Below are 26,667 nucleotides of genomic sequence, written 5' to 3'. Positions count from 1 at the left end.
TCTTTCGGGCTTGTCCGGTGTTCTGACAAACTTTCCTGAACAGGGGTTTTATAATGGGACCAACAAATTCGTGAAGAATGGGGTGCCAGCGTAATGGATAAAAGAAATCTGGTGATGTTTCCGGGTACTGAGGCGGTTAAAGGGGGAGCGGGTTCCATTCGTGCCCGTGTAACAGAACGGTTAGGGCAGCTGCCTTTCCTGCAGCGTCCCATCCACTTCCTGGCCGCTAAGAAGTGGATGATTCTGCTAACCTTCATGGGTTTTCTGCTCGGACGAGCTATGATTCTGGGGGAGCTGTCTCCATTTGCAGTCGCTTATTTTGCAGTTATTGCCTTTATGCGTCGTGATGTATTGCTGCCGGTAGGCGCAGCGATCGTTGCAGGTAGTTTATTTGCGTCCTTTCCAGTGGCATGGATGGTACCGGCAGAAATCTTGATCTTTTACTTTATGATGCGGGGATTGGAGACCTATGATCGGGCAGAATTGTCGTATGCGCCGCTGATGGTATTTGTCTCCACCTTCTTCGTGAATCTGTTCAGTGTTCTTATCGGACCCAGCATTACCTGGTATTCCATGATGATGCTCACCCTGAACGCCGTACTCAGCTTTGTACTGACACTGGTCTTTATCCAGGCGATTCCGGTGCTGACACTTCGTAAAAAAACACATGCTCTTCGAAATGAAGAAATTCTATGTATCATCATTTTGCTGGCGTCGGTCATGACAGGAGCCGTTGGCTGGACGATCCAATCCCTGTCGGTAGAGCATGTCCTATCCCGATACTTAATTCTATTGTTTGCTCTAGTCGGGGGAGCTCCGCTAGGCGCCTCGGTTGGTGTAGTAACAGGCCTCATCCTCAGTCTTGCCAACATTTCGGCATTCTCCCAGATGAGTCTGCTCGCCTTCTCCGGGATGCTCGCCGGTATGCTGAAGGAAGGGAAGAAAGGCGGCGTTTCACTGGGAATGCTGCTCGGGGCTACCATTCTCTCCATCTATTTCAGCAATCCTGGAGAAGTGATGATCTCCACTTGGGAAACCTGCGCGGCTATCGTGTTATTCCTCATTACGCCCAAGAGCGTGATGCAGGCAATAGGCAAATATGTGCCAGGCACGCAGGATCATACCCGTTCACAGCATGAATATGCCAAGCGGGTCAGGGATCTTACGGCGGATCGTGTGACCCAATTTTCCCGGGTGTTCCGGCAGCTCTCGCAAAGCTTCGGACAAACGTCCGGGGTTATACAGCCTCCGGGCAAACAAACGGAGGAGATGAATCATTTCATGAATGCCGTGGCGGAGGGCAGCTGTGCCACATGCTTTAAACGGAATCAGTGCTGGGACATGAAGTTTTACCAGACTTATAAATACATGACCGATATGATGACCTCCATCGAGGAGAATCCTCAGATGGAAGCAGACGATCTGCCGCCGGAATGGAGCCGGATCTGTGCCAAGAAGGAGGAGGTGCTTGGCATCCTCAAGCAGCAGTATCATCTTTACCAACATGATATGCAGTGGAAACGCCAAATATACGATAGCCGACATCTGGTAGCGGAACAATTATCCGGGGTTTCGCAGGTTATGGAAGACTTGGCACGAGAGATTAAGCGGGAAAGCCAGACGATGCACATACAGGAAGAACAGATTCGTGAAGCGCTTCAACAGCTGGGGTTATCGATTCAAGGCATTGATATCATCAGTTTAGACTCCGGGCAGGTTGAGATTGAGATCGTTCATGCGTATACCCGGGGTTATGACGAATGCAGGAAGATTATCGGACCGCTGCTGTCCGACATTCTCGGGGAGCATATCGCCGTAATGGAAGAGACCTTGACCCATCCAAGGGATGGATTGGCCACCGTGCGATTCGGCTCAGCGAAAACATATGAAATTATGACGGGCGTAGCCGCAGCGGCTAAGGGAGGAGATATTTTATCAGGTGACAGCTTCAGTACGGTCGAGTTGGGGAACGGGACGTTTGCGGTAGCACTTAGTGATGGTATGGGCAACGGGGAAAGGGCTCGGCTTGAGAGCAGCTCGGCTCTGAATATATTAGAACAGCTGCTTCAATCCGGGATGGATGAGAAGCTGGCGATCAAATCGGTGAACTCCATCCTTATGCTGCGTTCACCGGATGAAATCTATGCTACGGTCGATATGGCCCTAATTGATCAATATACGGCTCAAACCACCTTTATGAAGATCGGTTCGACGCCAAGCTTTATCAAGCGGGGGAATGATGTCATACCGGTCTCGGCCAGCAATCTCCCGATCGGGATTATTCAGGATATCGAAGTGGATCTGGTGTCGTTACAGCTGCAAGCCGGTGATGTTCTCATCATGATGACGGATGGCATATATGATGCGCCGGGTTATGCGGTGAACAAGGAGCTATGGATGAAACGAATGATTCAGGAGGTGAACAGCGAGGATCCGCAGGAAATAGCCGATTGTTTGCTGGAGAAGGTGATTCGCTATCAACAGAATCAAATACATGATGATATGACGGTGGTGGTCGGGCGTGTGGATCACTTCCATCCGGAATGGTCGAATGTGCATGTTCCGGGCTTCGCCCGAATGGAGCGGCCGCGAACGGTTAGCTGATGCGATAGATAAAATAGATAAACTAAGTGATTACCCGGGAAATGGAGGACCCCGGAGATGGTAAATCTTTTCCGTCGATTCTTCTATGTATCGTTTGAACTCTCTTGAATGTGGAAATGATAGAGACAGAAGTCAAATCGATAGGATGAGACGGAGGCGATCATTTATTATGAAGCAAATTCTACTGATTACGGACGGATGCTCGAACGTGGGGGCCAGTCCGGTTCTGGCTGCAGCTCATGCGCTCCAGGATGGTATTGTCGTGAATGTGGTGGGGGTCCTTGATTACGGAACGATTGGTGAACTAGGGGGATTGGAGATTCAGGAGATAGCCAAAGCGGGAGGGGGTATACACCGGATCGTAGGCACACCGCAGCTGGCGCAGACGATACAGATGATGACTCGGAAAACGGTGGTTCAGACGATCCAACAAGCGGTAAATAAGGAGATACAGCATATTTTGGGGGGCGGGTCGCTGGAGGAGCTTCCGCCGGACAAGCGATCGCAGGTCGTTGAAGTGGTGGATGAGCTGGCTGAGACGTCATCTCTGCAGGTCGCGCTGTTAATCGATGCAAGTGCTAGCATGAAACCCAAGCTGGCTGCCGTTGAGGAAGCGATACGTGATCTAATGCTGAGTTTGAAAGCGCGCGCAGGCTCAAGCGAATTGTCCGTATTCCATTTTCCTGGAAAACACAGCGGCGAGGATATCGTGATGGACGTGCATTGGACCTCGGATCTGGACGGTGCCCGGGGAATGTTCAGCCGCCTGCAGATGAAGGGGGCAACGCCGACGGGACCTGCCTTGTTAAAGGTGATTGAATTTTACCGATATGGTACACTAGAGGGTAATCAATCATGGCAGGGTCATTCCAGCCAAGAGGAAGGGATGCTCGGTGACTACGTTGTCTAACCCGGGTTATCCGCCAGGAACCGTAATTAAAGGCAAGTGGCGGAACAGCCGGTACATCGTGGAGCGTATGCTCGGCAAAGGGGCTAACGGCAAGGTGTATCTGGTCCATCGGGCAGGAGTACGCGAGCGTTATGCTCTAAAAGTTGGGTATGACGCTCTGGATCTTCAATCCGAAATTAATGTCCTGAATGCGTTGAAAGAACAGATGCCGAACCCCTACCTTGTAGAGGCGGACGATCATCATGACGGCAGTGGCGAAGTGTCCTTCTATGTCATGCGTTACATTGAAGGGAGTCCGTTGCATCATTTTATTCGCAAACGAGGTGCCGATTGGATCGGATTGATCGGACTGAAGCTGCTCGAGAAGCTGTCCGTTCTGCATGCATCCGGTTATGCATTCGGTGATTTGAAGCCGGATAATGTGATGGTCTCGGCATACGGAAGCGTGGAACTGATCGACTATGGAGGCGTCAGCCCTTTCGGACGCAGCGTCAAGCAGTTTACGGAATGGTATGATCGGGGATACTGGAATGCCGGAAGCAGGACTGGCGACATATCCTATGATTTGTTCTCGTTTGCCGTGATGTGTATCGGCTTGCTGGATGAGAAATCATTACGGGAGGCGTCTTGTCAGCTTCCCCAGACCCGTAGTGTTGCCGATCTGCAGCTGGTGCTGCGAAGAAACCTCGTGTTCAAGCCATACGCTGTGTGGCTGAACAAGGCTTTGTCGGGAGATTTCGCGGATTCACGGGAAGCGTTGAACGAGTGGAGAAAACGAATATATGAAGGTTCGGGCCGGAGTGTGCGTCCTAAACTGGGGCGAACTCCGCGTTGGCTGAAGAACGCGTTTGGTTTGTCATTAGTCATCATGGCTCTTACTGTTTATTTTTTCTTCCGCTCATGAAGCTGAGTTGTTACCTTGTTACTGGGAGTTCATAAAGGGGACCTGGAAGTGAAACAGGATTATTTACGGACATTCGTCAACCATGTCGAGCGTACAGCCGCAGAGTTTGATCTGTGGTCAGAAGGCGATAGCATCGTGGTCGCCGTTTCCGGCGGGCCTGATTCCGTTGCGCTCCTGCACGTATTGCATGAAATTTCTATGCACCGGACGCCGCTCCGATTGATCTGCGCCCATGTGCATCATGGGTTTCGGAAAGAATCAGACCAAGAGGCAGAAATGGTGCGTGAACTGGCGGAGCGGCTCGGACTTCCATTAGAAACGGCGTTTATCGATATTCCTGCTTATATGGAAGAGAGCGGTAAGGGTGGACAGGAGGCAGCAAGAGAGAAGCGTTATGAATTTCTGCTGCAAACAGCCCATAAATACAATGCGCGCTCCGTAGCGCTGGCTCATCATGCTGACGATCAAGCCGAGACGGTGCTCATGCGGCTTCTGCGCGGGAGCGGCCTGTCAGGACTTGCCGGAATAAAATTTAAGCGAACGGAAAAAAAAGTGGAACTTATCCGTCCGTTCCTTCGTATGTACAAGGCGGATATCGTGGAGCTGTGCCGTATATGCGGATTCCAGTATGCGGTCGATAACAGCAATCTGCAGACGAAGTACCGCCGTAATGCGATTCGCCTGGAAGTATTGCCTTTTCTGGAACGATACAATGGGCAGTTCTCCTCCTCACTCAATCAGCTGGCCGAGATTGTCCAGCAGGAGGATGATTTTGTGGAGCTAGAAGCTGCGAAACAATTTCGGAGTATGGTACAGGAGAACGATGGGAGGCTCGCTTTCGACGCGCCTTCCTTTTTGGGCTTACATGTCGCTTTACAACGGCGTTTGATTAAACTAATATTAAATTACCTGCCCTCAGACCAGGAAAACACCGATTTTGTCAAGATTGAAACGGTGCGCCATGGCATTCTTAACGATCAGCGAAGCAACTGGCGTCTGGATCTGGGTGACGGCATTACCTGTGTTCGTGAGTACGGAGTGATCCAGTTTTGGCCTAAGCCTCCGGAAGAACAGGGACAGTACATATACATTCTTGATTCTCCTGATGTTTCGCAGCAGTATGTTAAGGAAATCGGAAAGATGCTGAAATTGTCGTTAAAGACAGGAAGCGAAAGCCGGAGCGGCTCCAGACCATCGGCCTTTGTGGCGGATTTTGATGCGGATGAGCTTAGGTTTCCTTTAACCTTGCGTAACAGACAGCCGGGGGACAAGATGAAGATCATGGGATTAAACGGAAGCAAAAAGGTGAAAGATATTCTCATTGATGAGAAAATCCCACCGTCTGTCCGTGCCCGGATTCCTATTCTTTGTGACGGTTCCGGCAGCATTGTGTGGATTCCAGGTGTACGACGTTCCGTTCACGCCGCTTGCGGGCGGCACACATCACGAGTTCTCCGGATGGAGCTATCGGATGCTTAAGGCAAGTGTAAAACGAAGAATGGCCCGTTTCACGCTTTCATAGTATAAACGTAGGAGGTCCACTTAAGTTGCAGAATGACATTCAGGAAATACTCATCAGTGAAGAAGAGATTCACGCAAAGATTAAGGAACTTGGTTCCAAACTCAGCGCCGAATATGTGGGACGCAATCCACTCGTTATTTGCGTTCTTAAAGGTGCGTTTATTTTTATGGCCGACTTGGTTAAATCCATAACAGTACCTCTTGAGTTGGATTTCATGGCTGTATCCAGCTATGGAGCATCAACCAAATCCTCCGGCGTGGTGAAGATCATTAAAGATCTGGACGCATCCGTTGAAGGCAGGGATGTGCTGATTGTGGAGGATATTATCGACAGCGGTCTTACGCTGAGTCATTTGATTGAGCTTCTGAAGAGCCGCAAGGCAAACTCGGTGTGCGTTGTCACCTTGTTTGACAAGCCGGCACGCCGTACGGTGGATTTGCAGGCCGATTATACCGGATTCGTGCTGCCGGATGCTTTTGTTGTCGGATACGGACTTGATTATGCCGAGCATTACCGGAACCTCCCCTACATCGGGATTTTGAAGCCGGAAATCTACAGCAGTTAAACCGCGCCAATGGGCTGCTATCTCAGTTCAGGGCCCTTTGTTGAGATGGCCAGACAGGCTGTGGTAAAATATCTTATGTGTCTTGAGAGGAGGTAGGGGATGAGTCGGTTCATCCGGAATTCTGGTTTTTATTTGATTCTATTTTTAGTCGTGGTGGGCATAGTACAATTCGTCACTAATGGCGGCGAGCAAGCCGATGCCCCTAGTTATAATCAACTGCGGCAGGAAGTCAAAGCTAACAACATAGAGGAAATGACGGTACAATTTGACGGTTACGCTTATCTGGTGACCGGTAAGTATAGGGAGATTTCCGAAGAGAAAAAATCAGAGAATTTCTCAACCTATATTCCTGCCACGGATGCAGCGATGCAAGAGCTGACTGCAGCCAGTGAGAGCAACAATGTCAAACTGTCCGTGGTGCCAATGGAAGGCCAAAGCATTTGGCTGACATTGCTTTCATCCTTTATTCCGCTCATCATTATGTTTGTTCTGTTCTTCTTCCTGTTTAATCAGGCTCAGGGCGGCGGCGGCAAAGTGATGAACTTTGGTAAGAGCAAAGCCCGCTTATATAATGAAGAGAAGAAACGGATTACATTTGAAGATGTAGCCGGAGCAGATGAAGAGAAGCAGGAGCTCGTTGAAGTTGTTGACTTCTTGAAGGATCCGCGTAAGTTCAACACAGTTGGCGCTCGCATTCCGAAGGGCGTTCTGCTTGTCGGCCCTCCGGGAACAGGTAAGACGCTCCTGGCTCGTGCCGTTGCTGGTGAAGCAGGAGTGCCGTTCTTCAGTATTTCCGGTTCCGACTTCGTTGAGATGTTTGTCGGTGTCGGTGCTTCTCGTGTACGTGACTTGTTCGAGAACGCGAAGAAGAATGCACCATGTATCATCTTCATCGATGAGATTGATGCAGTAGGTCGTCAGCGTGGCGCTGGTCTTGGCGGCGGTCATGACGAGCGTGAACAGACACTCAACCAGTTGCTGGTTGAAATGGACGGTTTCGGAGCGAACGAAGGCATTATCATCGTTGCTGCGACCAACCGCCCGGATATTTTGGACCCGGCGCTTCTTCGTCCGGGACGTTTTGACCGTCAGATTACCGTAGATCGCCCGGATGTGAAGGGCCGTGAAGCGGTACTGAAGGTTCATGCACGCAACAAACCATTGACGAAGGATGTTAAACTCGACATCATCGCCAAACGTACAACCGGTTTTACAGGCGCCGATCTGGAGAATCTCCTGAATGAGGCTGCCTTGCTTGCGGCTCGCCGCAACCGTAAAGATATTTCCATGCGAGAAGTGGATGAGGCGATTGACCGCGTTATCGTTGGTACGGAGAAACGCAGCCGCGTGATCAGTGACCGCGAGAAACGCATCGTGGCTTACCATGAAGCAGGTCATACCATTGTGGGTTACTTCCTCGAGCATGCGGATACGGTGCATAAGGTAACGATTATCCCTCGTGGCCGTGCCGGCGGATATGTCATTATGATGCCGAAGGAAGATCGGATGCTCGTGACGAAGCAGGAATTGCTGGATCGCGTAACCGGTTTGCTTGGCGGACGTGTCGCTGAGGAGCTGTTCATCGGTGAAATCGGGACCGGAGCCTACAGTGACTTCCAGCAAGCAACAGGCATTATCCGCAGCATGGTTGTGGAATACGGTATGAGTGAGAAGCTCGGACCGATGCAGTTCGGTACATCCCAAGGACAAGTGTTCCTTGGACGTGATATCGGACATGAGCAGAACTATAGTGATGCAATCGCTTATGAGATCGATCAGGAAATGCAGCGATTCATTAATGATTGCTATGAGAAATGTAAAGAGATCCTGAATAAGCATGCTAAAGAGGTTCACCTGATTGCGAACACGCTCCTCGAGATGGAAACGCTGGAGCTTGAGCAAATCAAGAATCTCATTGAGACCGGATCAGCTGAAGGTAACGGCAGTGGCGACGGTGAAGGAGAAGGTTCTTCCGAGAATGGTGAACCGATCATCGACAACATTGGCGACGTGAAGGTTCGCATCCAAGGGAAAGAAGACGGCGAGCAGCCGACTTCCACGGAAGAAATTCCGAACAACCCGATGGATTCGAATGATCCAGGGCCAGAGCGCAAAGATTCCGAACGCAAGGATCCTCCAGGCGGATCGGACAACGGTAACAGCAGCTTAACGTAATATTTGCTGATAAAACCTCGAATACCGAATAAAATTGAAGAACCGGAGAACGATAATTCGTTTTCCGGTTCTTTTTGTGCTTTCTATCACATTGACAGGGGGCAGAATGAACGTGTACATTAGTTGTTAAATAAGGATGCGAATCCTTTCACAAAGGTGGAAACCATCCTGAAAGTCACATGGTCATCAGCGGCGAACTGCCGGACTATATAAGGGGAGAGGGTCGATCATGGAAGCGTTGGCACTGGAGCGTAAGGCGGAACAGAACCGTGAACTGCGTGAGCGGTTAATGCAATTGAAGAAGGAACGTAACGCAATCATTTTGGCACATTATTATCAACGGGACGAAATACAAGAGGTCGCTGATTTCCGGGGGGATTCCTTCCTGCTCGCGCAGAAGGCAGCACAAACGGATGCCGAGGTTATCGTATTTTGCGGTGTGCATTTTATGGGCGAAAGCGCTAAAATTCTGGCACCGGGCAAGACGGTTCTTATACCGGATGAGCGGGCCGGCTGCCCTATGGCGGACATGGTGAACGTTGACGGACTGCGGAAGCTGAAAGCGCAGCATCCGAATGCCAAAGTGGTCACGTACATCAATTCATCGGCTGAGATCAAAGCTGAGACGGATATCTGCTGTACTTCATCCAATGCCGTGAAAGTGATTCAGTCGGTGGATTCGGATGAAATTATATGGGTGCCTGACAAAAATCTGGGGCATTATGTTCAGCAGCATACCGACAAGAAACTCATTATCTGGGAAGGGTATTGCAACACGCATGACATGCTGACGGTGAAGGATGTCGTCGAGATGAAGGCCAAATATCCTCATGCTGAATTTGTGGTGCATCCGGAATGCCGCCCGGAGGTTGTTGAAATGGGGGATTTTGTAGGGAGTACCACCGCCATCCTGGAGTATTGCAAAAATTCATCGGCCAAGGAGTTTATCGTGGGGACTGAGGACGGAACCGGTTATCAGCTTCGACTGGATAGCCCGGATAAATCGTTCCATTTCGCTACGAAATTCCTGGTGTGTCCGAATATGAAAGTGAATAATCTCAAAAAGCTGGTCAAAGCGTTGGAAACGATGAAGCCGCAAATTTATGTGCCGCCGGTCGTTGCAGAGAAAGCCAGAACTTCATTAGAGCGCATGTTACAGGTTAAGTAGCATGCGCTACTCTTTCGTGAAAAGACAGGTGAGGCATCGTGATACCGCAGTATTTAATTGATTTTGAGCTGAACGATCTTCCGGTAGTTGAGACGGACGTCATCGTGATCGGTTCAGGCATTGCGGGTTTATATACGGCGATCATGGCAAGTGCGACTCAGAATGTGCTGCTGATTACGAAGAAATCGCTGCTCGAAAGCAACACGCGTTATGCGCAGGGAGGAATTGCAGCCGTAACTGCTGAGGATGACTCTCCGGCCTATCATCGGCAGGATACCCTCTTGGCAGGGGCGGGCTTATGTTCATCTGCCGCGGTGGATGTCCTTGTAAACGAGGGGCCGGTTGGCGTTCAAGAGTTGATTCGGCTCGGTACGATGTTTGATGTGGAGAATGGCGAGCTCGCGCTGACCCAAGAAGGCGCACACAGTCACCGCCGGATCCTTCATGCCAACGGGGATGCTACCGGATATGAAATTGTGCGTGCCCTTTCCATTCAGGTTGAAATGCTTCACAATATAGAGGTGTGGGACGATCATTTTGTCATTGACCTGATTACCGAGCAGGGAGAATGTCATGGCGCTTTGGTACAAATGCCTGATGGAAAACGGGTATTCGTTCGTGGACGGGCGACGGTTATGTGTTCCGGCGGCGCCGGTCAATTGTACCGGTATACAACCAATCCGGAGGTTGCCACAGCCGATGGCGTTGCCATGGCTTATCGGGCAGGCGCAGAAATTCGGGATATGGAATTTATACAATTCCACCCGACGGCGCTTAGCTATCCAGGGGCACCCCGATTCCTAATATCAGAGGCGGTTCGGGGTGAAGGCGCTGTTCTTCGGAATATACGAGGGGAACGGTTCATGCCCAGATACCATGATTTACTGGAGCTAGCACCGCGGGATATCGTAGCGCGGGCTATTGTCAGTGAGATGGAAGCAACGGGGTCTACCTTTGTTTATCTGGATATTACCCATGAGTCGCCGGAAATGGTCAGACATCGATTCCCAACGATTTATGAAACCTGCATGCAGTATGGACTCGATTTATCGTCAGATTGGATTCCGGTCTCCCCGGCTGCGCATTATATGATGGGGGGCATCAAAACCAATCTGCACGGCGAGAGCAGCGTGAAACGTTTATTTGCTTGCGGGGAGGTATCGTCTACCGGTGTCCACGGGGCGAACCGTTTGGCCAGCAATTCGCTGTCGGAGGCGATTGTGTATGGTAGTCGTATTGTCGAGCGCATTAAGAGCCTGCCGGAACCTTCAGGCGATCCGCTTCATGTATCATTCCACCTCGGTCGCAAGGACGCTCCGTCCCAAGCGATGGTGGAAAAACGCTTGAAGCTACAGAAGGTGATGGTGCGTTATGCAGGACTTCGGAGAAATCGGGATACTCTATTAAGAGCAGCGGAAGAGCTCGGCCGTCAGCTGCCATTGTTCCAATCCGTGCTCTCCAAGCGTGAGGAATACGAGTTTGCCAACATGCTCACAGCATCCCTGCTCGTGGTTCAGGGTGCGCTGGGTCGTGAAGAAAGCCGGGGAGCCCACTATCGTGAGGATTTCCCGGAGCGGAATGACAGCGTATGGCAGAAACATATTGTCCATACACGGGATCAAGAAATGACGGAGGAATTAAGCGATGATGTTTAACGGATACAACGATGGCCTTCTCCAGAGTATACGGACTTGGCTGCAGGAGGATATCGGGTCGGGGGACATTACGACCCTCACCACCATTGAGCCGGGTCATGAATCCAAGGGCGTTATTCATGCCAAGGAGGCAGGAATTGTAGCAGGCATGCCGGTTGCAGAGCTGGTATTCGAAACGGTTGATCCGTCGCTGACGTTTACGGCATTGGTCCGTGATGGGGACGAGGTTGAAAAAGGAACGGTTCTCGCCGAAGTGGAAGGAAGCACTCACCGTATTTTGACAGGCGAGCGTCTTGCTTTGAATTTGCTTCAGCGTCTGTCGGGTATTGCAACAAGAACGCGTTCTTTTGTTGATGTGCTTGAGGGGTTGCCAACGAGGCTGGTGGATACCCGCAAAACGACGCCAGGCCACCGAATGCTTGAGAAATATGCTGTTCAGGTTGGCGGCGGCGCGAACCATCGTTTCGGCCTGTACGATGCCGTCATGATTAAGGATAATCACATTAAGGGTGCAGGCGGAATCGTGCAAGCGGTCAGCCGTGCAAGAGCCCATATTCCACATACCATGACTATAGAAGTTGAAACCGAGAGCTTGGCGCAGGTAGAGGAAGCACTGGCTGCAGGCGCAGATATTATTATGCTGGATAACATGAGTCATGACATGATGGCGGAGTCTGTTCGAAGAATCAAGGCCAAGGCCCCTCATGTTCGCGTTGAAGCATCGGGGAACGTGACGCTGGAGACCGTGCGCGGGATTGCTGAAACCGGGGTCGACGTCATATCCGTTGGACGGCTGACTTATTCTTTCCATAGTCTCGATATCAGTTTGGATCTAAATGCGAAGAAAGGAGGGACAGAGAGTTGATTCTGGTTGTGGATGTAGGGAATACCAATATTGTACTGGGTGTGTATCAGGGAAAGAAGTTGCTGCATGATTTTCGAATCAGTACATCGCGTCAGTCCACCGTGGATGAATACGGTGTATTGATTCACAATTTGTTTCAAATGTCCAATATACTGGTAAGCCAAATCGAAGGCGTTATTGTTTCTTCCGTAGTTCCTCCCCTTGTGCGTGTGGTCGAGGAGATGTGCAATAAATATATTGGCAAGGCGCCCCTGATCGTAGGACCAGGCATCAAAACCGGACTTAATCTGCGGTATGAAAACCCGCGCGAGGTTGGCGCTGATCGGATTGTGAATGCAGTAGCAGCCGTCGAGCAGTACGGGGGCCCGCTGATTGTGGTGGATTTCGGTACGGCGACGACGTTTGATTGCATCGATGAGGCAGGCAATTATCTTGGCGGAGTGATTGTGCCTGGTATTGGCATTGCCACGGAGGCTCTTGTACAGCGCGCTTCCAAGCTTCCTCGCGTAGAGCTTGAAAAGCCGAAAAAGGTAATCGGGCGCAATACCGTACATGCCATGCAGGCCGGTATCGTTTTTGGTTATGCGGGACAGGTCGATGGCCTGGTCAAGCGTATAAAAGCCGAGATGGGTACGGACAATGTTAAGGTTATCGCTACGGGGGGACTGGCCGAGCTGATTGCCGGCGAGACGGAGTCCATTGAAGAGATTTCTCCCCTTCTGACATTGGAAGGCTTGCGTATTATTTATGAGCGTAACTAGAACCGATATAAAACCGTTAGATATTACAAACAACTAGAAAGACAAGGAGGCCTCAAGATGGGTAATCAAAAAGACCGTTTGCTGCGGGGAACTGCATTAAACGGGAAAGTACGGACATTTGCCGTGCGGACAACCGCTTTGGTCGAAGAGCTTCGCCTAAGACATGATACGTTCCCTGTCGTCACAGCCGCTTTGGGCCGCACCGTGTCAGCAGCAGCGATGATGGGAGCTATGCTGAAAGGAGACGAGCGTCTTAGCATTCAAGTGCGCGGCGACGGACCGATCGGTTTGATTGCAGCGGAGAGTAATGCTAACGGCGAGGTGCGCGGATATGTCAAAAATCCGCATGTGGAGCTGACGAATATCCGCCCTGGCAAGATGGATGTGGCCGCTGCTGTAGGTACCACCGGCCATATTGATGTGATCAAGGATTTCGGCTTGAAGGAGCCTTACCGTGGCAGCGTGCCGATTATTTCGGGCGAGCTTGCTGAAGACTTCACATACTATTTTGCCGTATCCGAACAGACCAACTCGGCGGTAAGTCTGGGAGTGCTGGTTTCCCCGGATTATTCCGTGGCGAATGCCGGGGGCTTCATCATCCAGCTTCTCCCCGGCGTTACGGAGGATGAGATTACAGAGCTTGAGCTTGCGCTAAGCAAGATTCCTCCGATCACCGAGATGCTGGAAGAAGGGCTGGAACTGGAAGACATTCTGAAGCGAGTCGTTCCGGATGTAACCATCTTGGAAGAAATGGAAGTGTACTTCAGCTGTGACTGCTCGCATGAGCGGGTAGAGCGCGCTTTGATCAGCTTGGGACAGGTAGAGCTTGAGCAGATGATCGAAGAGGATGGCAAAGCCGAAGTTTCCTGTCATTTTTGCAATGAAAAATACACGTTCGATAAAGAACAGCTGAAATCCGTGCTAGAGCGGGCCAAATCTTAACGTTGGGATGAGCGACCGTGATGACGAGACAAGAGAAGGGATTGTGGGCGACCGTCATTGTCTTGACAGCATGCGTATTGGGTATGGGCGGCTGGATGCTGTTTTCCGGGAATTTTTCGCAAGAGGACTCACCACCGTGGAAAGAGGGCTCCCAACCAGTTGCATCCATCCAGGACAGGGCGATTACCGAAGACGAGTGGGTTGACGAGCTAAAGAAGCGTTATGGCCGCGAAATGCTGATGACCATGCTGAATCGGCACGCCGTGGCTCTGGAAGCCAAAGCGAAGGATATTGATGTTACGGCGGCTGAAGTCGATGCAGAAATCGAAGTCATGAGCCGCAGCTATGGTTCTATGGAGCGTTTCTTATCGGAAATGGAAAATCAGCTAGGCATTACGGAGAGTGAATTAAAGACAGAGACGACGTATCGGCTGCTGCTTGAGAAAATTGCGACTTCCGACGTGCACATCGAGGAGCAGCAGATCGATTCATATCTGGAACAGTATCCTGACCAATTTCGTCCCAAGAAGCAGCTGAATTTATCCATGATCGAAGTCGCTTCGAAAGATGAGGCGGAACGGGTCATGGATCGGCTGGAGGATGGAGAAGCTTTTGCGGATCTCGCAGCCCAGGTATCACTCGATGAGTATACTCGCGAAGACGGCGGGCAGATCGGACTGGTCGAGGAGGATGATCCCTTTTTGCCGCCGGCACTGCTGGATGCAGCTTTAACGCTGGAGCCCGGGGATATTGCGGGGCCCATCTCGCTCACAGACACCTATGCCATTGTTTATGTGAAGGACATTATCGAGCCTCAGGCCCCTAGTGAGGAAAGTGTCCGCGAGGCGGTTCGCAAGCAGCTGGCTCTGGAGCAGGCGGTGTCTTTATCCGAACTGGAGCGTCAGCTTCGTGAGAAATACGAGGCACGGATTAGTGCTGGTACGGTCACGTTGTAAAAAGAGGAAGAACAGGGAAAGCTCGCTGTGGCGGAGTAAGATGTGGCCGCAGGAGCTTTTTTTGCGTTAGAGGGTGCAAAAGGTTACCTTCGTTGAAGGATGATGGCTTTTAGAACGCATGCATGCCTAGGAGGCGAGTCCCTCGTTTTCTCGTTCGGGAGGCGCAGGAAAATCCACCTAGAAATGTTGATTTTCGAGGTGTGGGATATTGACAATGACTCGTAACGTTGTTAAGATGAAGGTATAAAAACCTACCTTTTTACTCGGATATCAGAGACCTCAATAATCAAGAATTTGAGTCTATAAGCTGGCTCCGCTTTTCTTTCAACATCCAGACACTACAAATTTAATGATTCAACATTGAATGTATAACACCATTATGGACTTACTAGTTTATCTAAGATTCATATTTAGAGGAGGGCTTCATTCATGGCAAAAGTCGTAAATAATGTGACAGAATTAATCGGTGGAACTCCACTCGTCCGTTTGAACCGGATCGTACCGGAGGATAGCGCAGAGATCTATCTGAAGCTGGAATACCAGAACCCGGGCGCAAGTGTTAAAGACCGGATCGCGATCAGCATTGTGGAAGAAGCGGAGAAGGACGGACGTTTGAAGCCGGGCGATACCATTATTGAAGCAACTAGCGGTAATACCGGCATTGGTTTAGCTATGGTGGCAGCTGCCAAAGGCTACAAAGCGGTTATCGTTATGCCTGAAACCATGAGCTTGGAGCGCCGCAACCTGCTGCGTGCCTATGGCGCGGAACTGGTACTGACACCGGGATCGGAAGGAATGAACGGCGCGGTTAAGAAGGCAGAAGAAATTCTGCAGGAAAATGCCGGATTCTTTATGGCCGAGCAATTCAAGAACCAAGCCAACGTGAAGATTCACCGTGAAACGACAGGTCCGGAAATCGTTGAAGCGATCGAATCCATCGGTGGTTCACTGGATGCATTCGTTGCTGGTATCGGAACAGGCGGAACGATTACAGGTGCGGGTGAAGTGTTGAAAGAGCAGTTCCCTAACATCAAGGTTATCGCGGTTGAGCCAGCTGCATCGCCAATCCTTGCCGGAGGCAAACCGGGCCCTCACAAAATCCAAGGCATCGGCGCAAACTTCATTCCTGAAATTTTGAACCAAGAAGTCTACGATGAAATCGTTCATGTTGAGAATGACGATGCTTTTGAAACTTCACGCCGCGTGGCGAAGGAAGAAGGCGTTCTTGGAGGTATTTCCTCCGGTGCGGCTGTATATGCAGCTTTGAAGGTTGCCAAAGAGCTTGGTAAAGGCAAGCGGGTAGTAGCCGTGATCCCAAGTAACGGAGAACGTTACCTGAGCACGCCGCTTTACAACTTCGAGTAAGATGATATCGTAATATGCACCTATCTCCTTACCTCATCTGGTTGGGGTAACAGGTGGCAAGGAAGGAGCTCTCAATGTGTTTTTATAGCATTGAGAGCTTTTTGCGTATACTACTCCCTAAGATAACGCTTTATTAGAATCCGCCTGATGACCGCTCCAAAAATTATTGTTGGACGAGCTTCTATTTAGGGTTTTCAAGAGAAGCGGGATACAGTATACTGACAGGCAACAGTAAGGCTTTTGATGACTAAGGGAGGATCGGCATGGAGAGAAGAGTGGAGCTGGCCCAGTGGCAGGCATGGGCTGAAGAGGGCTGGTCCGTCGTTCCCTATCTGGTTCAATATAAAGGAGCAACAAGAGGGTTACCCCTGTCATGGAGACATGCATGGAAAGCCGCATCACCATATGCCTTTGTGCTGGAGAGCGGTAAGGGCGGACGCCAGACGTATCTTGGATTGCGGCCGGTGTCCATTCTGCAGGGGAAGGGATGCCATGGTGAGATCATCGAGCTGTCTGACGGTCTGCGAACGCAGGTAACGGGAGAGCCGCTGCACCTGTTAGAGCAGTGGATGAACAAATGGAAGGCTCCCCGTGTACCGGGGTGGCCGGACTTCCGCGGAGGCTGCGCCGGATTCCTAAGTTATGATGTGATTCGGTCGATTGAGAAATTGCCCACGATGGCCAAGGATGAGCCGGGGTTCCTGGATTATATGTGGATGCGGATGGAAGAGATTTGGATCTATGATCATACAGACGACAGCATTTACTGTTCGGTGCATATCCCTCTGCCTTGGGCATTCGGGACCGAAGAAGTTTCGAAAGAAAAGAAAGCGCCCGGTGCTTCTGGTGAAGAATCCAGTGGTTCGGTGCTTTCAACCGACCAAGAGAAGTTATTGCAGGAGTTATATGATCGGGCTGTCATAAGGGCTGAATCGATGCTGTCCCAATGGAATCAAATGTTCGGAACAGGCTCAGGGAACGACTCGAGTTCCGAGGATGAGTGCGTGCGGCAGGAACGATGGAAGAAAGCGCAGGAGCTGTCAGGGCCGAATGTCGAAATCTGGGATCGGCTGGAGATTGATTTTACGCAGGAAGCGTTCGAGCAGGCGGTGCTCTCGATTCAAGAATATATTCGGCAGGGTGACGTATTTCAAGTCAATTTGTCTCTTCGCCGGCACTTGCAGCTGCATGCGAACCCTGCCGATATTTATGAGTGGCTGCGCATTCTGAATCCGTCGCCATATATGGGGTATATCTCTTCACCGGGCTTCAGCTTGGCCAGTGGCTCGCCGGAATTGCTGGTGAAGCTGGATGGCGATGTCGTGTCTGCACGGCCGATCGCGGGAACGCGGCGCCGTGGAAGCAGTCCGGAAGAGGACGAGGCAATGGAAGCGGAGCTGCTTGGCAGCGAGAAAGAACGGGCGGAGCATATTATGCTGGTCGATCTGGAGCGTAATGACATTGGCCGCATTGCCGCATACGGGACCGTGCATGTTCCGGAGCTGATGACGGTTGAGAGGTACTCGCACGTGATGCATCTGGTGTCGCAAGTGGAAGGGCGGATTGCAGAGGGCAACGATGCGTATGATGTCGTTGCGGCAGCGTTCCCCGGCGGCACCATTACAGGCGCACCCAAAATCCGGACGATGGAGATCATCGAGGAGCTGGAGCCTGTGACGCGAGGGCCCTATACCGGCTCCATGGGCTGGATCGATTATAATGGTGATATGGAGCTTAACATTATTATTCGGACCCTCGCCGTGAAGGATGGGGTTGGTTACATTCAGACGGGTGCAGGGATTGTTATTGACTCTGATCCGTACCGGGAATACAGGGAGTGTCATAACAAAGCAAAGGCTTTGATTGCCGCACTGATATGCAGTGAAGAGGAAGCGGCAGCAGTGGCTGCGAATATAGGGGGGAAATAACATGATACTTGTCATCGACAATTATGATTCGTTTACGTATAACCTGGTTCAATATTTGGGTGAGCTCGGCGAGGAAGTGAAGGTTTACCGGAATGATGAGATCGACATCGCCGGCATCGAGGCGTTGGCTCCGGACCATATCCTGATATCGCCGGGACCGTGTACGCCGAATGAAGCCGGCGTCAGTCTGGATGTGATTTCGCATTTCAAGGGTGTCATTCCGATCTTCGGCGTCTGCCTCGGCCATCAGGCGATCGGGCAAGCCTTTGGCGGCAACGTGATTCGTGCGGAGCGCCTCATGCATGGGAAAACATCTGCGATCCAGCATACGGGTGGCTCGGTCTTCGAAGGCTTGCCAGTTCCGTTCACCGCAACGCGCTATCACTCGCTGATCGTTGAGAAGGAGACCTTGCCGGATGAGCTGGAGATTACCGCATGGACCGAGGAGGGCGAAATCATGGGGTTGCGGCATAAACAATATCCGGTAGAAGGGGTGCAGTTTCATCCGGAGTCCATCATTACGGACCATGGCCATCAGATGCTGCGCAATTTCCTGAAGCGTACGGCCGGCGCCAAAGCATGAAATATATTGGCATGAACGGCGGCATCGTTGAAGCTGCCGAGGCTGTCATACCTGTAATGGATCACGGCCTTCTGTACGGAATGGGGTTATTCGAGACCTTCCGCACTTATGAGGGGAAGCCTTTTTTAATAGAGCGGCACTTGAACCGGCTCATGGACAGCTGCAGGGAGCTCGGGATCGTTCACAGGACGGATGCTGAGAGGATCAACCGCTGGATAACGGAACTGATGGAGGCCAATGGTCTTCAGGATGCTTATATCCGGTATACCGTAACGGCAGGAGAGGGATTGCTCGGTTTGCCTGCTGGCGATTATTTGAAGCCTTCCGAGATTTTATTCGCCAAAGAGCTGCCGGCCGCAAACGAAATGCTCTACGAGAAAGGCAGAGCCTTGCGGAGATTGTCCCTTCCGCGTAACACACCGGAATCATCGGTTCGGTTTAAATCTCTGCATTATATGAACAATATTCTCGCAAAGCGGGAAGTGGCCGGATACCCCGGCCACTCGAATGGTTCAATAGAGGGGCTGATGCTAACGGCGGCCGGGGAAGTGGCAGAAGGCATTGTCAGCAATGTCTTTTTTGTCAAATCGGGTCGATTATATACGCCTGACGTTGGCACGGGCATTTTGCCAGGGGTTACCCGGGCTGTGGTGCTGGAGTTGGCTGCCGATCTTGGTATTGAAGCCGAAGAAGGCCGATACAGTTGGGAGTTCTTTACCGGAGCGGATGAAATATTTACGACAGGCTCTGTGCAGGAGATTGTTCCGGTCACGACGTTGATTGGAGCTGAAGGCGAGCCTCTAGTTATTGGACAAGGATTGGCCGGTCCGATAACCCGTACATTACTGAGCGCATATAGAAGGAAAGCAGGGCAAAAGGCATGAAAACAACGATTTACGAACGTGAATTTCATCTGAGCAAGGATGCTGTGTTAAAGCTCGGTCAGTCCACGCTCATTATGGGTATATTGAATGTGACCCCGGATTCCTTCTCGGACGGAGGTCGATACAACGATACGGAGCGGGCGGTCGAGCACGCGCTTCAGCTGGTGGAAGAGGGAGCCGACATCATCGATATCGGCGGAGAATCGACGCGTCCGGGCCACGAGCCGGTTGAAGCCGCAGAGGAGCTTGCCCGGGTAATCCCGGTTATAGAAGCCATTCACCGGCACGCGCCGCATATTCCATTGTCGATTGACACGTATAAAGCGGAAGTTGCGCGTCAGGCTATTGGAGCGGGTGCTCATATCATTAATGATATTTGGGGCTTTAAAGACGACGCGGATATGCCCAAGACAGCCGCAGAGCTCGGATGTCCCGTGATCCTGATGCACAATCGCCGCGATCGAAATTACACCAATCTTATCGAGGACGTAAAGCGTGATTTGCTGGAAAGTGTCGAGATTGCGCGGGCTGCAGGCGTGCAGGATCATCATATTTTGCTCGATCCGGGTATCGGGTTTGCCAAGGACTATGATGAGAACATGAAAGTGATGGCATCCCTCGATCAGCTGGTGGGGCTTGGGTTTCCGGTGCTGCTGGCTACCTCCCGCAAACGGTTTATCCAGACCGCGCTTGGCGCTCCGGCACAGGATGTGCTGGAAGGAACGGCTGCCACGGTGGCTTACGGGATTGCCCAAGGCTGCCAGATCGTTCGTGTGCATGACGTGCTGCATATGAAACGGACAGCGAAGATGTGTGATGCCATGACCTACGCTTCGACGGAGCTTAGACGCATATAATTTTTCCTTGGGACAAAGGATGGAAGGACGGAGTACGAGATGGATAAAATGATACTGAGCCGCATGGAATACTACGGCTACCATGGTGTGTTTGAGGAAGAGCGTAAGCTGGGACAACGATTCTATGTGGATCTGGAGCTGGAGATGGATCTGAGCAAAGCCGCCAAGACTGACGATCTGACGCTCACGGTAAATTATGCCGAGATTCATGATCTTTTGCTGGATATTATGCGGACGGAGTCGTTCCGCCTGATTGAAGCTTTAGCGGAGCATATTGCATCTAAGGTATTGGACACTTATACTATTATCGATGCTTTAACGGTCCGATTGACGAAGCCGCACCCGCCTTTTGACATTCATTTTGAAGGTGTGACCATTGAGCTGCACCGGACCAGGAAGTGAGACAATCATGAATTCACACGCCACCTCTGAGTGTTCAGAGGCTTATATTGCTTTAGGGGCCAATTTGGGTGACCGCGAGGATAACCTGATGGAGGCTTTGGAACGGCTTCATGAAGTACCCGGCATTACGGTAGAGCGCGTATCCAACTTGTATGAGACCGAGCCGGTCGGATACGTGGACCAACCGATGTTTCTCAATATGGCAGCAGCCGTGTCGACATCGCTGAGTCCTCATGAACTGCTTGCCGAAATGCAGCGAATTGAAAAGCAGCTCGGCCGGGTCCGTCATATTCATTGGGGGCCGCGGACGGTGGACTTGGACCTGCTATGGATGGAAGGGCGCCGTCTGGATACGCCGGACCTTGTACTGCCGCATCCCCGTATGCAGGAGCGGGCTTTTGTGCTCAGACCGCTGGCCGATATCGTATATGAGTTCGAACCTTCAGGTCTGTACAATATGGTGAAGACAGCACTTGAGAACCTGGAAGGAAAGGAAGGAATACAGCTTTGGAAAACAAGCAACTGGCGCAGCGTATCCGCGCTTTCCGAAAATTGAAGGGTTTGACCCAGCAAGAGCTCGCTGAGCGAACCGGTATTTCACTAGCCGTCCTTGGTGCGATTGAGCGGGGGAACCGCCGTGCCGAGGAGCAAATGTTGGCTCAGATTGCGGATGTGCTGGAGATTTCATTGCAGGAGCTTAAGGAACGGAGCTAGATTATCTAAATAGGAAGCCGGTGCAGGTTTGTTTTTCATCAAACTCTGCCATTCATATAGGATGATGTTTCTGGATGCGATCTACAAGAACATGTAATTTTTGCGGACTGGACGATAACGCGATGAATGAGTATGATGGTTTGGTTTGAAACTCAGGGATCCCTTGCACGATAACCGGGATCTTTCGACTATAAATATCTGAACACAAAGGGGTGACACATAAAATGGATAAGTTGAAAATCGGAAACATCGAGATGAAAAATCAAGTGGTTCTAGCGCCGATGGCTGGCGTATGCAACCCGGCGTTCCGATTGATTGCTAAGGAATTCGGCACCGGATTGGTTTGCGCTGAAATGGTGAGCGGCAAGGCCATTGTTCACGGAAACAAGCGCACCCAGGAGATGTTGTTTGTCGACGAGCGGGAGAAGCCGCTGAGCCTGCAAATTTTTGGTGGTGACCGCGAATCTTTGGTGCAAGCGGCCAAAGTGGTCGATCAGCAAACCAATGCCGACATCATCGACATTAATATGGGCTGCCCTGCACCGAAGGTAACCAAGATGGATGCGGGTGCACGCTGGCTTCTGGATTCGAACAAAATCTATGAGATGGTGGCGGCGGTTGTCGATGCCGTGAACAAACCGGTCACGGTGAAGATGCGTACAGGCTGGGATAGTGATCACATCTATGCTGTCGAAAATGCACAGGCTGTCGAACGCGCGGGCGGTCAGGCGGTCAGCGTTCACGGACGTACGCGCGAGCAGCTCTACACCGGATACGCGGATTGGGACATCATTCGCCAAGTGAAAGAAGCCGTCTCCATTCCGGTTATCGGTAACGGCGATGTGGTGACACCGGAGGATGCTCGCCGGATGTTGGATACGACAGGATGCGATGGCGTCATGATCGGCCGCGGGGCGCTGGGCAACCCATGGATGCTGTATCGGACCGTGGAATATCTGAAGACAGGCAAGCTGCTGCCGGATCCGGCTCCGCAGGAGAAAATCCGAATTGCCATTCTGCATATGGACCGTCTGATTGCTCTGCGCGGCGAAGCGGTAGCGGTACGGGAAATGCGTAAGCATCTTGCGTGGTATCTGAAAGGTCTGAAAGGCTCCGCCCGCATTAAAGATATCATTATGGAAGAAACGAAGCGCGACGAAATGGTGAACCTTCTGAACAACTTTGTGAACAATCTGGAGGACCAAGAAGAATCGACAAAAAGTGTATATCCTCAAGCCGTTGCGGCGATGGGATAATTAGGGGTGCAGGCTGTTAACGGGTGCGTGTATGCGACATTCGTGACAGCCTTTGCGCGCATTGACTTTTTGAAATGGTTCCCATATAATCTTTCAGTATAAATTCAAGAAATTGAGCAGGCATCAGAGGGAAGTTCTGATCCCCAAGAATTCGCATATAGTATGTTGATACCGTGGTTTAAATTATTTACATGACAGGAGAATCGGTTAATGAGCGATAAAGAAGTCATTCTTACCCAGGACGGTCTGAAGAAACTGGAGGACGAACTTGAGAATCTGAAGTCTGTAAAACGCCGTGAAGTGGCTGAGCGGATTAAAGTTGCCATCGGTTATGGTGATATTAGTGAAAACTCCGAATATGAAGACGCCAAGAACGAGCAAGCCTTTATCGAAGGCCGGATTATAACGCTGGAGAAAATGCTCCGTAATGCGCGCATCATCAACAACGATGATATCAATACGGATGTAGTTGGCGTGGGCAACACGGTGATCGTAGAGGATTTGGAATTCGGCGACACAATGGAATATACCATTGTCGGTACGGCTGAATCGGATCCGCTAAACAACAAGATCTCTAACGAGAGTCCTGTCGGCAAAGCGATTATTGGCAAGCAAAAAGGTTCGGTTGTAGATGTTAACGTTCCTGCGGGCGTTATTCAATATAAAATTGTAGACATTAAGAAGTAAGTCGGAATGTGTATAGAAAGCTTCCTTCGGGGGGCTTTTTTAACATATTAGAATTTATAAGTTTTTTGGGGTCCCCGCAAAGTATTTGGAATAAGCATCGAAGCATAGGCTCCACTTTGTGGGGTTATTTTGAATAGGCAGGCTGTGTTGAGGGCTTAATGGGTTAGTGGCATGTCTTGAAATGGCTGCCCTACCGTTAAGTCCTAGCCGAATGTATACAAGTTGTTTAAGGGCTGTCCGGATGTTATAGGTGGCGGCGTTTGTGCTGTTGGGGATTACGATGGAAGTGAAATGAAGGAGATGAATGACGATGACGGAAGAAATGAATAACCAGGAACAAGAACAGGAGTTAAGTGAGCTTTTGCAAATCCGCCGCAACAAATTGGACGAGCTTCGGAAGCTGGGCATCGATCCGTTTGGCGGAAAATATGAAAGAGAACATCACGCAGGTGATATTCTGAAGCAGTATGACGAGCTCTCCAAGGAAGAACTTGAAGAGAAGCAGGTGGAAGTGAACCTGGCCGGCCGGATTATGGCTAAGCGCGGCATGGGCAAGGCTTCTTTTGCTCATATTCAGGATTTGAGCGGTCGAATTCAGATCTATGTTCGCCAGGATTCGATTGCAGAAGCGCAATATGAAGCATTCAGCATCCTTGATCTGGGTGACATCATCGGGGTAAAAGGGGTCTTGTTCAAGACCAAAACCGGTGAAACCACCATTAAGGTAAAGGAGCTGGAGGTTCTTTCGAAGTCGTTGTATCCGCTCCCTGAGAAATTCCATGGTTTGAAGGATGTGGAACTCCGTTACCGTCAGCGTTATGTCGACCTGATTATTAACCCAGATGTGCAGAAGACCTTCATTGCCCGTTCCCGTATTATCCAATCGATGCGTCGTTACCTGGATTCACAAGGGTATCTTGAAGTGGAGACCCCGACTTTGCATTCGATCGCTGGTGGTGCGGCGGCACGCCCGTTCATTACGCATCATAATGCGCTGGATATGGAGCTGTATATGCGAATCGCGATTGAGCTTCACCTGAAGCGTCTGATCGTGGGCGGTCTGGAAAAAGTGTACGAGATTGGCCGCGTGTACCGGAATGAGGGGATCTCTACCCGTCATAATCCGGAGTTCACGATGATTGAGCTCTATGAAGCTTATGCGGACTATAAGGATATTATGGCATTGACCGAGAATATGATCGCACATATTGCCCAAGAGGTGCTGGGTACACAAGTGATTTCCTATCAAGGGCATGAAGTTGATCTGACGCCACAATGGCGTCATGTATCCATGGTGGATGCGGTAAAAGAAGTTGTAGGTGTAGACTTCAGTGTGCAAATGTCCAATGAGGAAGCGCATCGCCTTGCAAAAGAACATAAAGTTCCGGTAGAGCCGCATATGACATTCGGCCACATCTTGAATGCATTCTTTGAGCAGTTCGTTGAAGAGACGCTGATTCAGCCGACGTTCGTAACCGGCCATCCGGTTGAGATTTCGCCGCTTGCGAAGAAGAACGACGTGGATCCGCGGTTCACGGATCGCTTTGAGCTGTTTATCGTGGCGCGTGAGCATGCGAACGCCTTCTCGGAGCTCAATGACCCAATCGACCAGCGTCAGCGTTTTGAAGCGCAGATGAAGGAAAAAGAACAGGGCAATGATGAAGCGCACGAGATGGATGAGGATTTCTTGCGTGCACTGGAGTACGGTATGCCGCCAACAGGCGGACTTGGTATCGGGATCGATCGTTTGATCATGCTTCTTACGAATTCCCCGTCCATTCGTGATGTCTTGCTGTTCCCGCATATGCGTAATAAGGAATAGAATTTGCTCCATTCATCGATGGTTGAAGAGGCAGTTGACTATAGATTTCTATAGTCGGCTGCCTTTTTTGTTTGGACTTCTCGATTGTACTTGTTCAGAGAAGGAAGCTGTGTTAAATTTATTTGGTACAATTGTATTAAAAAAGGAGGTTGGCGGAATGATTGGGGCTTTTATTATTGGATGTGAGATTTTATTCTGGGTATTTGTTCTAGCCGGATTAAGCGCAAGATATCTGCTCGGGCTGAAAAGAACGGGCGGAATACTGCTGCTGTGTACGCCGATCATCGACTTATTGTTGATAGCCGTAACCATTATAGATCTGCGTGGCGGGGCGGAAGCCGGATTCATGCATGGGCTGGCAGCTGTATATATCGGGGTGACGATTGCTTTTGGGCATCGGATGATCCAATGGGCGGACGCCCGGTTTGCTCACCGATTTGCAGGTGGCAAGAAACCGGAGCCTGCCCCGAAATATGGATCGGCTCGCGCGAAGCGTGAGCGTCAGGGTTGGTATCGCCATGTGTTGGCGTGGATGATAGGAGTTATGCTGCTTGGCGTTATGATCCTTGTGGTTGGGGAGCTAGCGCGAACAGAGCAGTTAAAGGCTATGGCCTTGCAATGGGCGGTGATCTTGGGAATTGACTTCATATATAGCTTCAGTTATACCTTCTGGCCTAAGAAGCAGGTGAGGTAAATGGATATAATGAATACACAGTATTATAGTAAGTAAATGAATGTATTATTTTACCTTAATACTAATTTGCTCAAAAGGGTTGCATATCGTCGAGTGCCATGGTATATTATATTTCCGGCCAAGAAATACGGTCGAAACAAACGCTTGGGACAACAAGCCAAAATGAATTTGAAAAATTAAATTCAAAAAAAGCTTGCAATGATCGAGCGGATGTGATAAGATATAAGAGTTGCTAACGAGATAAACTGTTGGCGACAAACGAAGAAGTTGATCTTTGAAAACTGAACAACGAGTGAGTAAAACGAACCACTTTGGTGGGGAGTTGAAATAGAGAATTGAACAAATTCTCGTCAGTTAAGAAATGAGCAAGTCAAACACTTTATTGGAGAGTTTGATCCTGGCTCAGGACGAACGCTGGCGGCGTGCCTAATACATGCAAGTCGAGCGG

24 protein-coding genes and 1 rRNA gene are annotated in these 26,667 nt (G+C 50.6%); all 25 read left to right on the top strand.

The genetic code is table 11. From position 1 onward, the window contains the following. The first annotated feature begins 93 nt into the window (after window positions 1–93). Window positions 94–2,604 carry a stage II sporulation protein E gene (gene spoIIE / locus AK95_RS16820; RefSeq protein ID WP_071221074.1) on the top strand — a complete coding sequence of 837 codons (2,511 nt, stop codon included), beginning with the start codon at window positions 94–96 and terminating at the stop codon, window positions 2,602–2,604. Window positions 2,605–2,773: 169 nt separating this feature from the next. Next, on the top strand, window positions 2,774–3,514 hold the full coding sequence (locus tag AK95_RS16815) for a vWA domain-containing protein (RefSeq protein ID WP_071221073.1): 741 nt from the start codon (window positions 2,774–2,776) through the stop codon (window positions 3,512–3,514). After that, window positions 3,498–4,418 (top strand): serine/threonine protein kinase, encoded by a 921-nt coding sequence (locus AK95_RS16810; protein WP_071221072.1) that lies wholly within the window; start codon window positions 3,498–3,500, stop codon window positions 4,416–4,418. The genes AK95_RS16815 and AK95_RS16810 overlap by 17 nt, the downstream gene beginning before the upstream one ends. 48 nt (window positions 4,419–4,466) lie before the next feature. Further along, window positions 4,467–5,897, top strand: a complete 1,431-nt coding sequence (tilS, locus tag AK95_RS16805; protein ID WP_071221071.1) for a tRNA lysidine(34) synthetase TilS — start codon at window positions 4,467–4,469, stop codon at window positions 5,895–5,897. Window positions 5,898–5,965: 68 nt separating this feature from the next. Further along, a complete protein-coding gene (gene hpt / locus AK95_RS16800) occupies window positions 5,966–6,505 on the top strand; it encodes a hypoxanthine phosphoribosyltransferase (RefSeq protein ID WP_071221070.1) in 540 nt (179 codons plus the stop codon). 99 nt (window positions 6,506–6,604) lie between these two features. Then, complete coding sequence (gene ftsH / locus AK95_RS16795) at window positions 6,605–8,680, top strand: ATP-dependent zinc metalloprotease FtsH (protein WP_071221069.1); 2,076 nt, start codon at window positions 6,605–6,607, stop codon at window positions 8,678–8,680. Window positions 8,681–8,909: 229 nt separating this feature from the next. Beyond that, a complete protein-coding gene (gene nadA / locus AK95_RS16790; protein ID WP_071221068.1) occupies window positions 8,910–9,848 on the top strand; it encodes a quinolinate synthase NadA in 939 nt (312 codons plus the stop codon). Window positions 9,849–9,886: 38 nt separating this feature from the next. Beyond that, window positions 9,887–11,503: an L-aspartate oxidase gene (gene nadB, locus AK95_RS16785; protein ID WP_071221067.1), complete on the top strand. Its 1,617-nt coding sequence runs from the start codon at window positions 9,887–9,889 to the stop codon at window positions 11,501–11,503. Continuing rightward, window positions 11,493–12,368 (top strand): carboxylating nicotinate-nucleotide diphosphorylase, encoded by an 876-nt coding sequence (gene nadC, locus AK95_RS16780; protein WP_071221066.1) that lies wholly within the window; start codon window positions 11,493–11,495, stop codon window positions 12,366–12,368. Before nadB ends, nadC begins: the two co-directional genes overlap by 11 nt. Then, entirely contained in the window at window positions 12,365–13,129 is a 765-nt protein-coding gene (locus AK95_RS16775) for a type III pantothenate kinase (protein WP_071221065.1), read from the top strand. The genes nadC and AK95_RS16775 overlap by 4 nt, the downstream gene beginning before the upstream one ends. A gap of 57 nt (window positions 13,130–13,186) precedes the next feature. Beyond that, window positions 13,187–14,071: an Hsp33 family molecular chaperone HslO gene (hslO, locus tag AK95_RS16770; RefSeq protein ID WP_071221064.1), complete on the top strand. Its 885-nt coding sequence runs from the start codon at window positions 13,187–13,189 to the stop codon at window positions 14,069–14,071. Window positions 14,072–14,091: 20 nt separating this feature from the next. After that, window positions 14,092–15,027 (top strand): peptidylprolyl isomerase, encoded by a 936-nt coding sequence (locus AK95_RS16765; protein WP_071221063.1) that lies wholly within the window; start codon window positions 14,092–14,094, stop codon window positions 15,025–15,027. 429 nt (window positions 15,028–15,456) lie between these two features. Continuing rightward, window positions 15,457–16,392, top strand: coding sequence for a cysteine synthase A (gene cysK, locus AK95_RS16760; protein WP_071221062.1), 936 nt, complete (start codon window positions 15,457–15,459; stop codon window positions 16,390–16,392). Between the two features lie 263 nt (window positions 16,393–16,655). Continuing rightward, window positions 16,656–18,320 (top strand): anthranilate synthase component I family protein, encoded by a 1,665-nt coding sequence (locus AK95_RS16755; RefSeq protein WP_071221061.1) that lies wholly within the window; start codon window positions 16,656–16,658, stop codon window positions 18,318–18,320. Window position 18,321: 1 nt separating this feature from the next. Beyond that, window positions 18,322–18,903: an aminodeoxychorismate/anthranilate synthase component II gene (pabA, locus tag AK95_RS16750; protein WP_071221060.1), complete on the top strand. Its 582-nt coding sequence runs from the start codon at window positions 18,322–18,324 to the stop codon at window positions 18,901–18,903. Then, a complete protein-coding gene (locus tag AK95_RS16745) occupies window positions 18,900–19,787 on the top strand; it encodes an aminotransferase class IV (RefSeq protein WP_071221059.1) in 888 nt (295 codons plus the stop codon). Before pabA ends, AK95_RS16745 begins: the two co-directional genes overlap by 4 nt. Continuing rightward, window positions 19,784–20,644 (top strand): dihydropteroate synthase, encoded by an 861-nt coding sequence (folP, locus tag AK95_RS16740; protein ID WP_071221058.1) that lies wholly within the window; start codon window positions 19,784–19,786, stop codon window positions 20,642–20,644. The genes AK95_RS16745 and folP overlap by 4 nt, the downstream gene beginning before the upstream one ends. A gap of 39 nt (window positions 20,645–20,683) precedes the next feature. After that, the gene (gene folB, locus AK95_RS16735; RefSeq protein ID WP_006207454.1) at window positions 20,684–21,046 is read left to right on the top strand and encodes a dihydroneopterin aldolase; all 363 of its coding nucleotides are present in this window, start codon (window positions 20,684–20,686) and stop codon (window positions 21,044–21,046) included. Between the two features lie 7 nt (window positions 21,047–21,053). After that, the gene (gene folK, locus AK95_RS16730) at window positions 21,054–21,602 is read left to right on the top strand and encodes a 2-amino-4-hydroxy-6-hydroxymethyldihydropteridine diphosphokinase (RefSeq protein WP_071221057.1); all 549 of its coding nucleotides are present in this window, start codon (window positions 21,054–21,056) and stop codon (window positions 21,600–21,602) included. Further along, window positions 21,554–21,760, top strand: coding sequence for a helix-turn-helix domain-containing protein (locus AK95_RS16725; RefSeq protein WP_071221056.1), 207 nt, complete (start codon window positions 21,554–21,556; stop codon window positions 21,758–21,760). The genes folK and AK95_RS16725 overlap by 49 nt, the downstream gene beginning before the upstream one ends. A 224-nt stretch (window positions 21,761–21,984) precedes the next feature. Then, window positions 21,985–23,016, top strand: coding sequence for a tRNA dihydrouridine synthase DusB (dusB, locus tag AK95_RS16720; RefSeq protein WP_071221055.1), 1,032 nt, complete (start codon window positions 21,985–21,987; stop codon window positions 23,014–23,016). 210 nt (window positions 23,017–23,226) lie between these two features. Next, a complete protein-coding gene (gene greA, locus AK95_RS16715; RefSeq protein WP_009591919.1) occupies window positions 23,227–23,703 on the top strand; it encodes a transcription elongation factor GreA in 477 nt (158 codons plus the stop codon). A gap of 310 nt (window positions 23,704–24,013) precedes the next feature. Further along, on the top strand, window positions 24,014–25,525 hold the full coding sequence (lysS, locus tag AK95_RS16710; RefSeq protein WP_071221054.1) for a lysine--tRNA ligase: 1,512 nt from the start codon (window positions 24,014–24,016) through the stop codon (window positions 25,523–25,525). A gap of 157 nt (window positions 25,526–25,682) precedes the next feature. After that, entirely contained in the window at window positions 25,683–26,219 is a 537-nt protein-coding gene (locus AK95_RS16705) for a hypothetical protein (protein ID WP_071221053.1), read from the top strand. Between the two features lie 379 nt (window positions 26,220–26,598). Continuing rightward, window positions 26,599–26,667, top strand: a 16S ribosomal RNA gene (locus AK95_RS16700); the annotation flags it as partial.

The sequence above is a fragment of the Paenibacillus sp. LC231 genome (genome assembly GCF_001860525.1).
Classification (GTDB): Bacteria; Bacillota; Bacilli; order Paenibacillales; family Paenibacillaceae; genus Paenibacillus_AQ.
This window is presented reverse-complemented; position numbering and strand designations above follow the sequence as displayed.

Coding starts and splice junctions, on each gene's coding strand:
- spoIIE (WP_071221074.1), top strand. CDS start 94: ATGGATAAAAGAAATCTGGTGATGTTTCCGGGTACTGAGGCGGTTAAA.
- AK95_RS16815 (WP_071221073.1), top strand. CDS start 2,774: ATGAAGCAAATTCTACTGATTACGGACGGATGCTCGAACGTGGGGGCC.
- ftsH (WP_071221069.1), top strand. CDS start 6,605: ATGAGTCGGTTCATCCGGAATTCTGGTTTTTATTTGATTCTATTTTTA.
- nadA (WP_071221068.1), top strand. CDS start 8,910: ATGGAAGCGTTGGCACTGGAGCGTAAGGCGGAACAGAACCGTGAACTG.
- nadC (WP_071221066.1), top strand. CDS start 11,493: ATGATGTTTAACGGATACAACGATGGCCTTCTCCAGAGTATACGGACT.
- hslO (WP_071221064.1), top strand. CDS start 13,187: ATGGGTAATCAAAAAGACCGTTTGCTGCGGGGAACTGCATTAAACGGG.
- AK95_RS16765 (WP_071221063.1), top strand. CDS start 14,092: ATGACGAGACAAGAGAAGGGATTGTGGGCGACCGTCATTGTCTTGACA.
- cysK (WP_071221062.1), top strand. CDS start 15,457: ATGGCAAAAGTCGTAAATAATGTGACAGAATTAATCGGTGGAACTCCA.
- AK95_RS16755 (WP_071221061.1), top strand. CDS start 16,656: ATGGAGAGAAGAGTGGAGCTGGCCCAGTGGCAGGCATGGGCTGAAGAG.
- pabA (WP_071221060.1), top strand. CDS start 18,322: ATGATACTTGTCATCGACAATTATGATTCGTTTACGTATAACCTGGTT.
- AK95_RS16745 (WP_071221059.1), top strand. CDS start 18,900: ATGAAATATATTGGCATGAACGGCGGCATCGTTGAAGCTGCCGAGGCT.
- folP (WP_071221058.1), top strand. CDS start 19,784: ATGAAAACAACGATTTACGAACGTGAATTTCATCTGAGCAAGGATGCT.
- folB (WP_006207454.1), top strand. CDS start 20,684: ATGGATAAAATGATACTGAGCCGCATGGAATACTACGGCTACCATGGT.
- folK (WP_071221057.1), top strand. CDS start 21,054: ATGAATTCACACGCCACCTCTGAGTGTTCAGAGGCTTATATTGCTTTA.
- dusB (WP_071221055.1), top strand. CDS start 21,985: ATGGATAAGTTGAAAATCGGAAACATCGAGATGAAAAATCAAGTGGTT.
- greA (WP_009591919.1), top strand. CDS start 23,227: ATGAGCGATAAAGAAGTCATTCTTACCCAGGACGGTCTGAAGAAACTG.
- lysS (WP_071221054.1), top strand. CDS start 24,014: ATGACGGAAGAAATGAATAACCAGGAACAAGAACAGGAGTTAAGTGAG.
- AK95_RS16705 (WP_071221053.1), top strand. CDS start 25,683: ATGATTGGGGCTTTTATTATTGGATGTGAGATTTTATTCTGGGTATTT.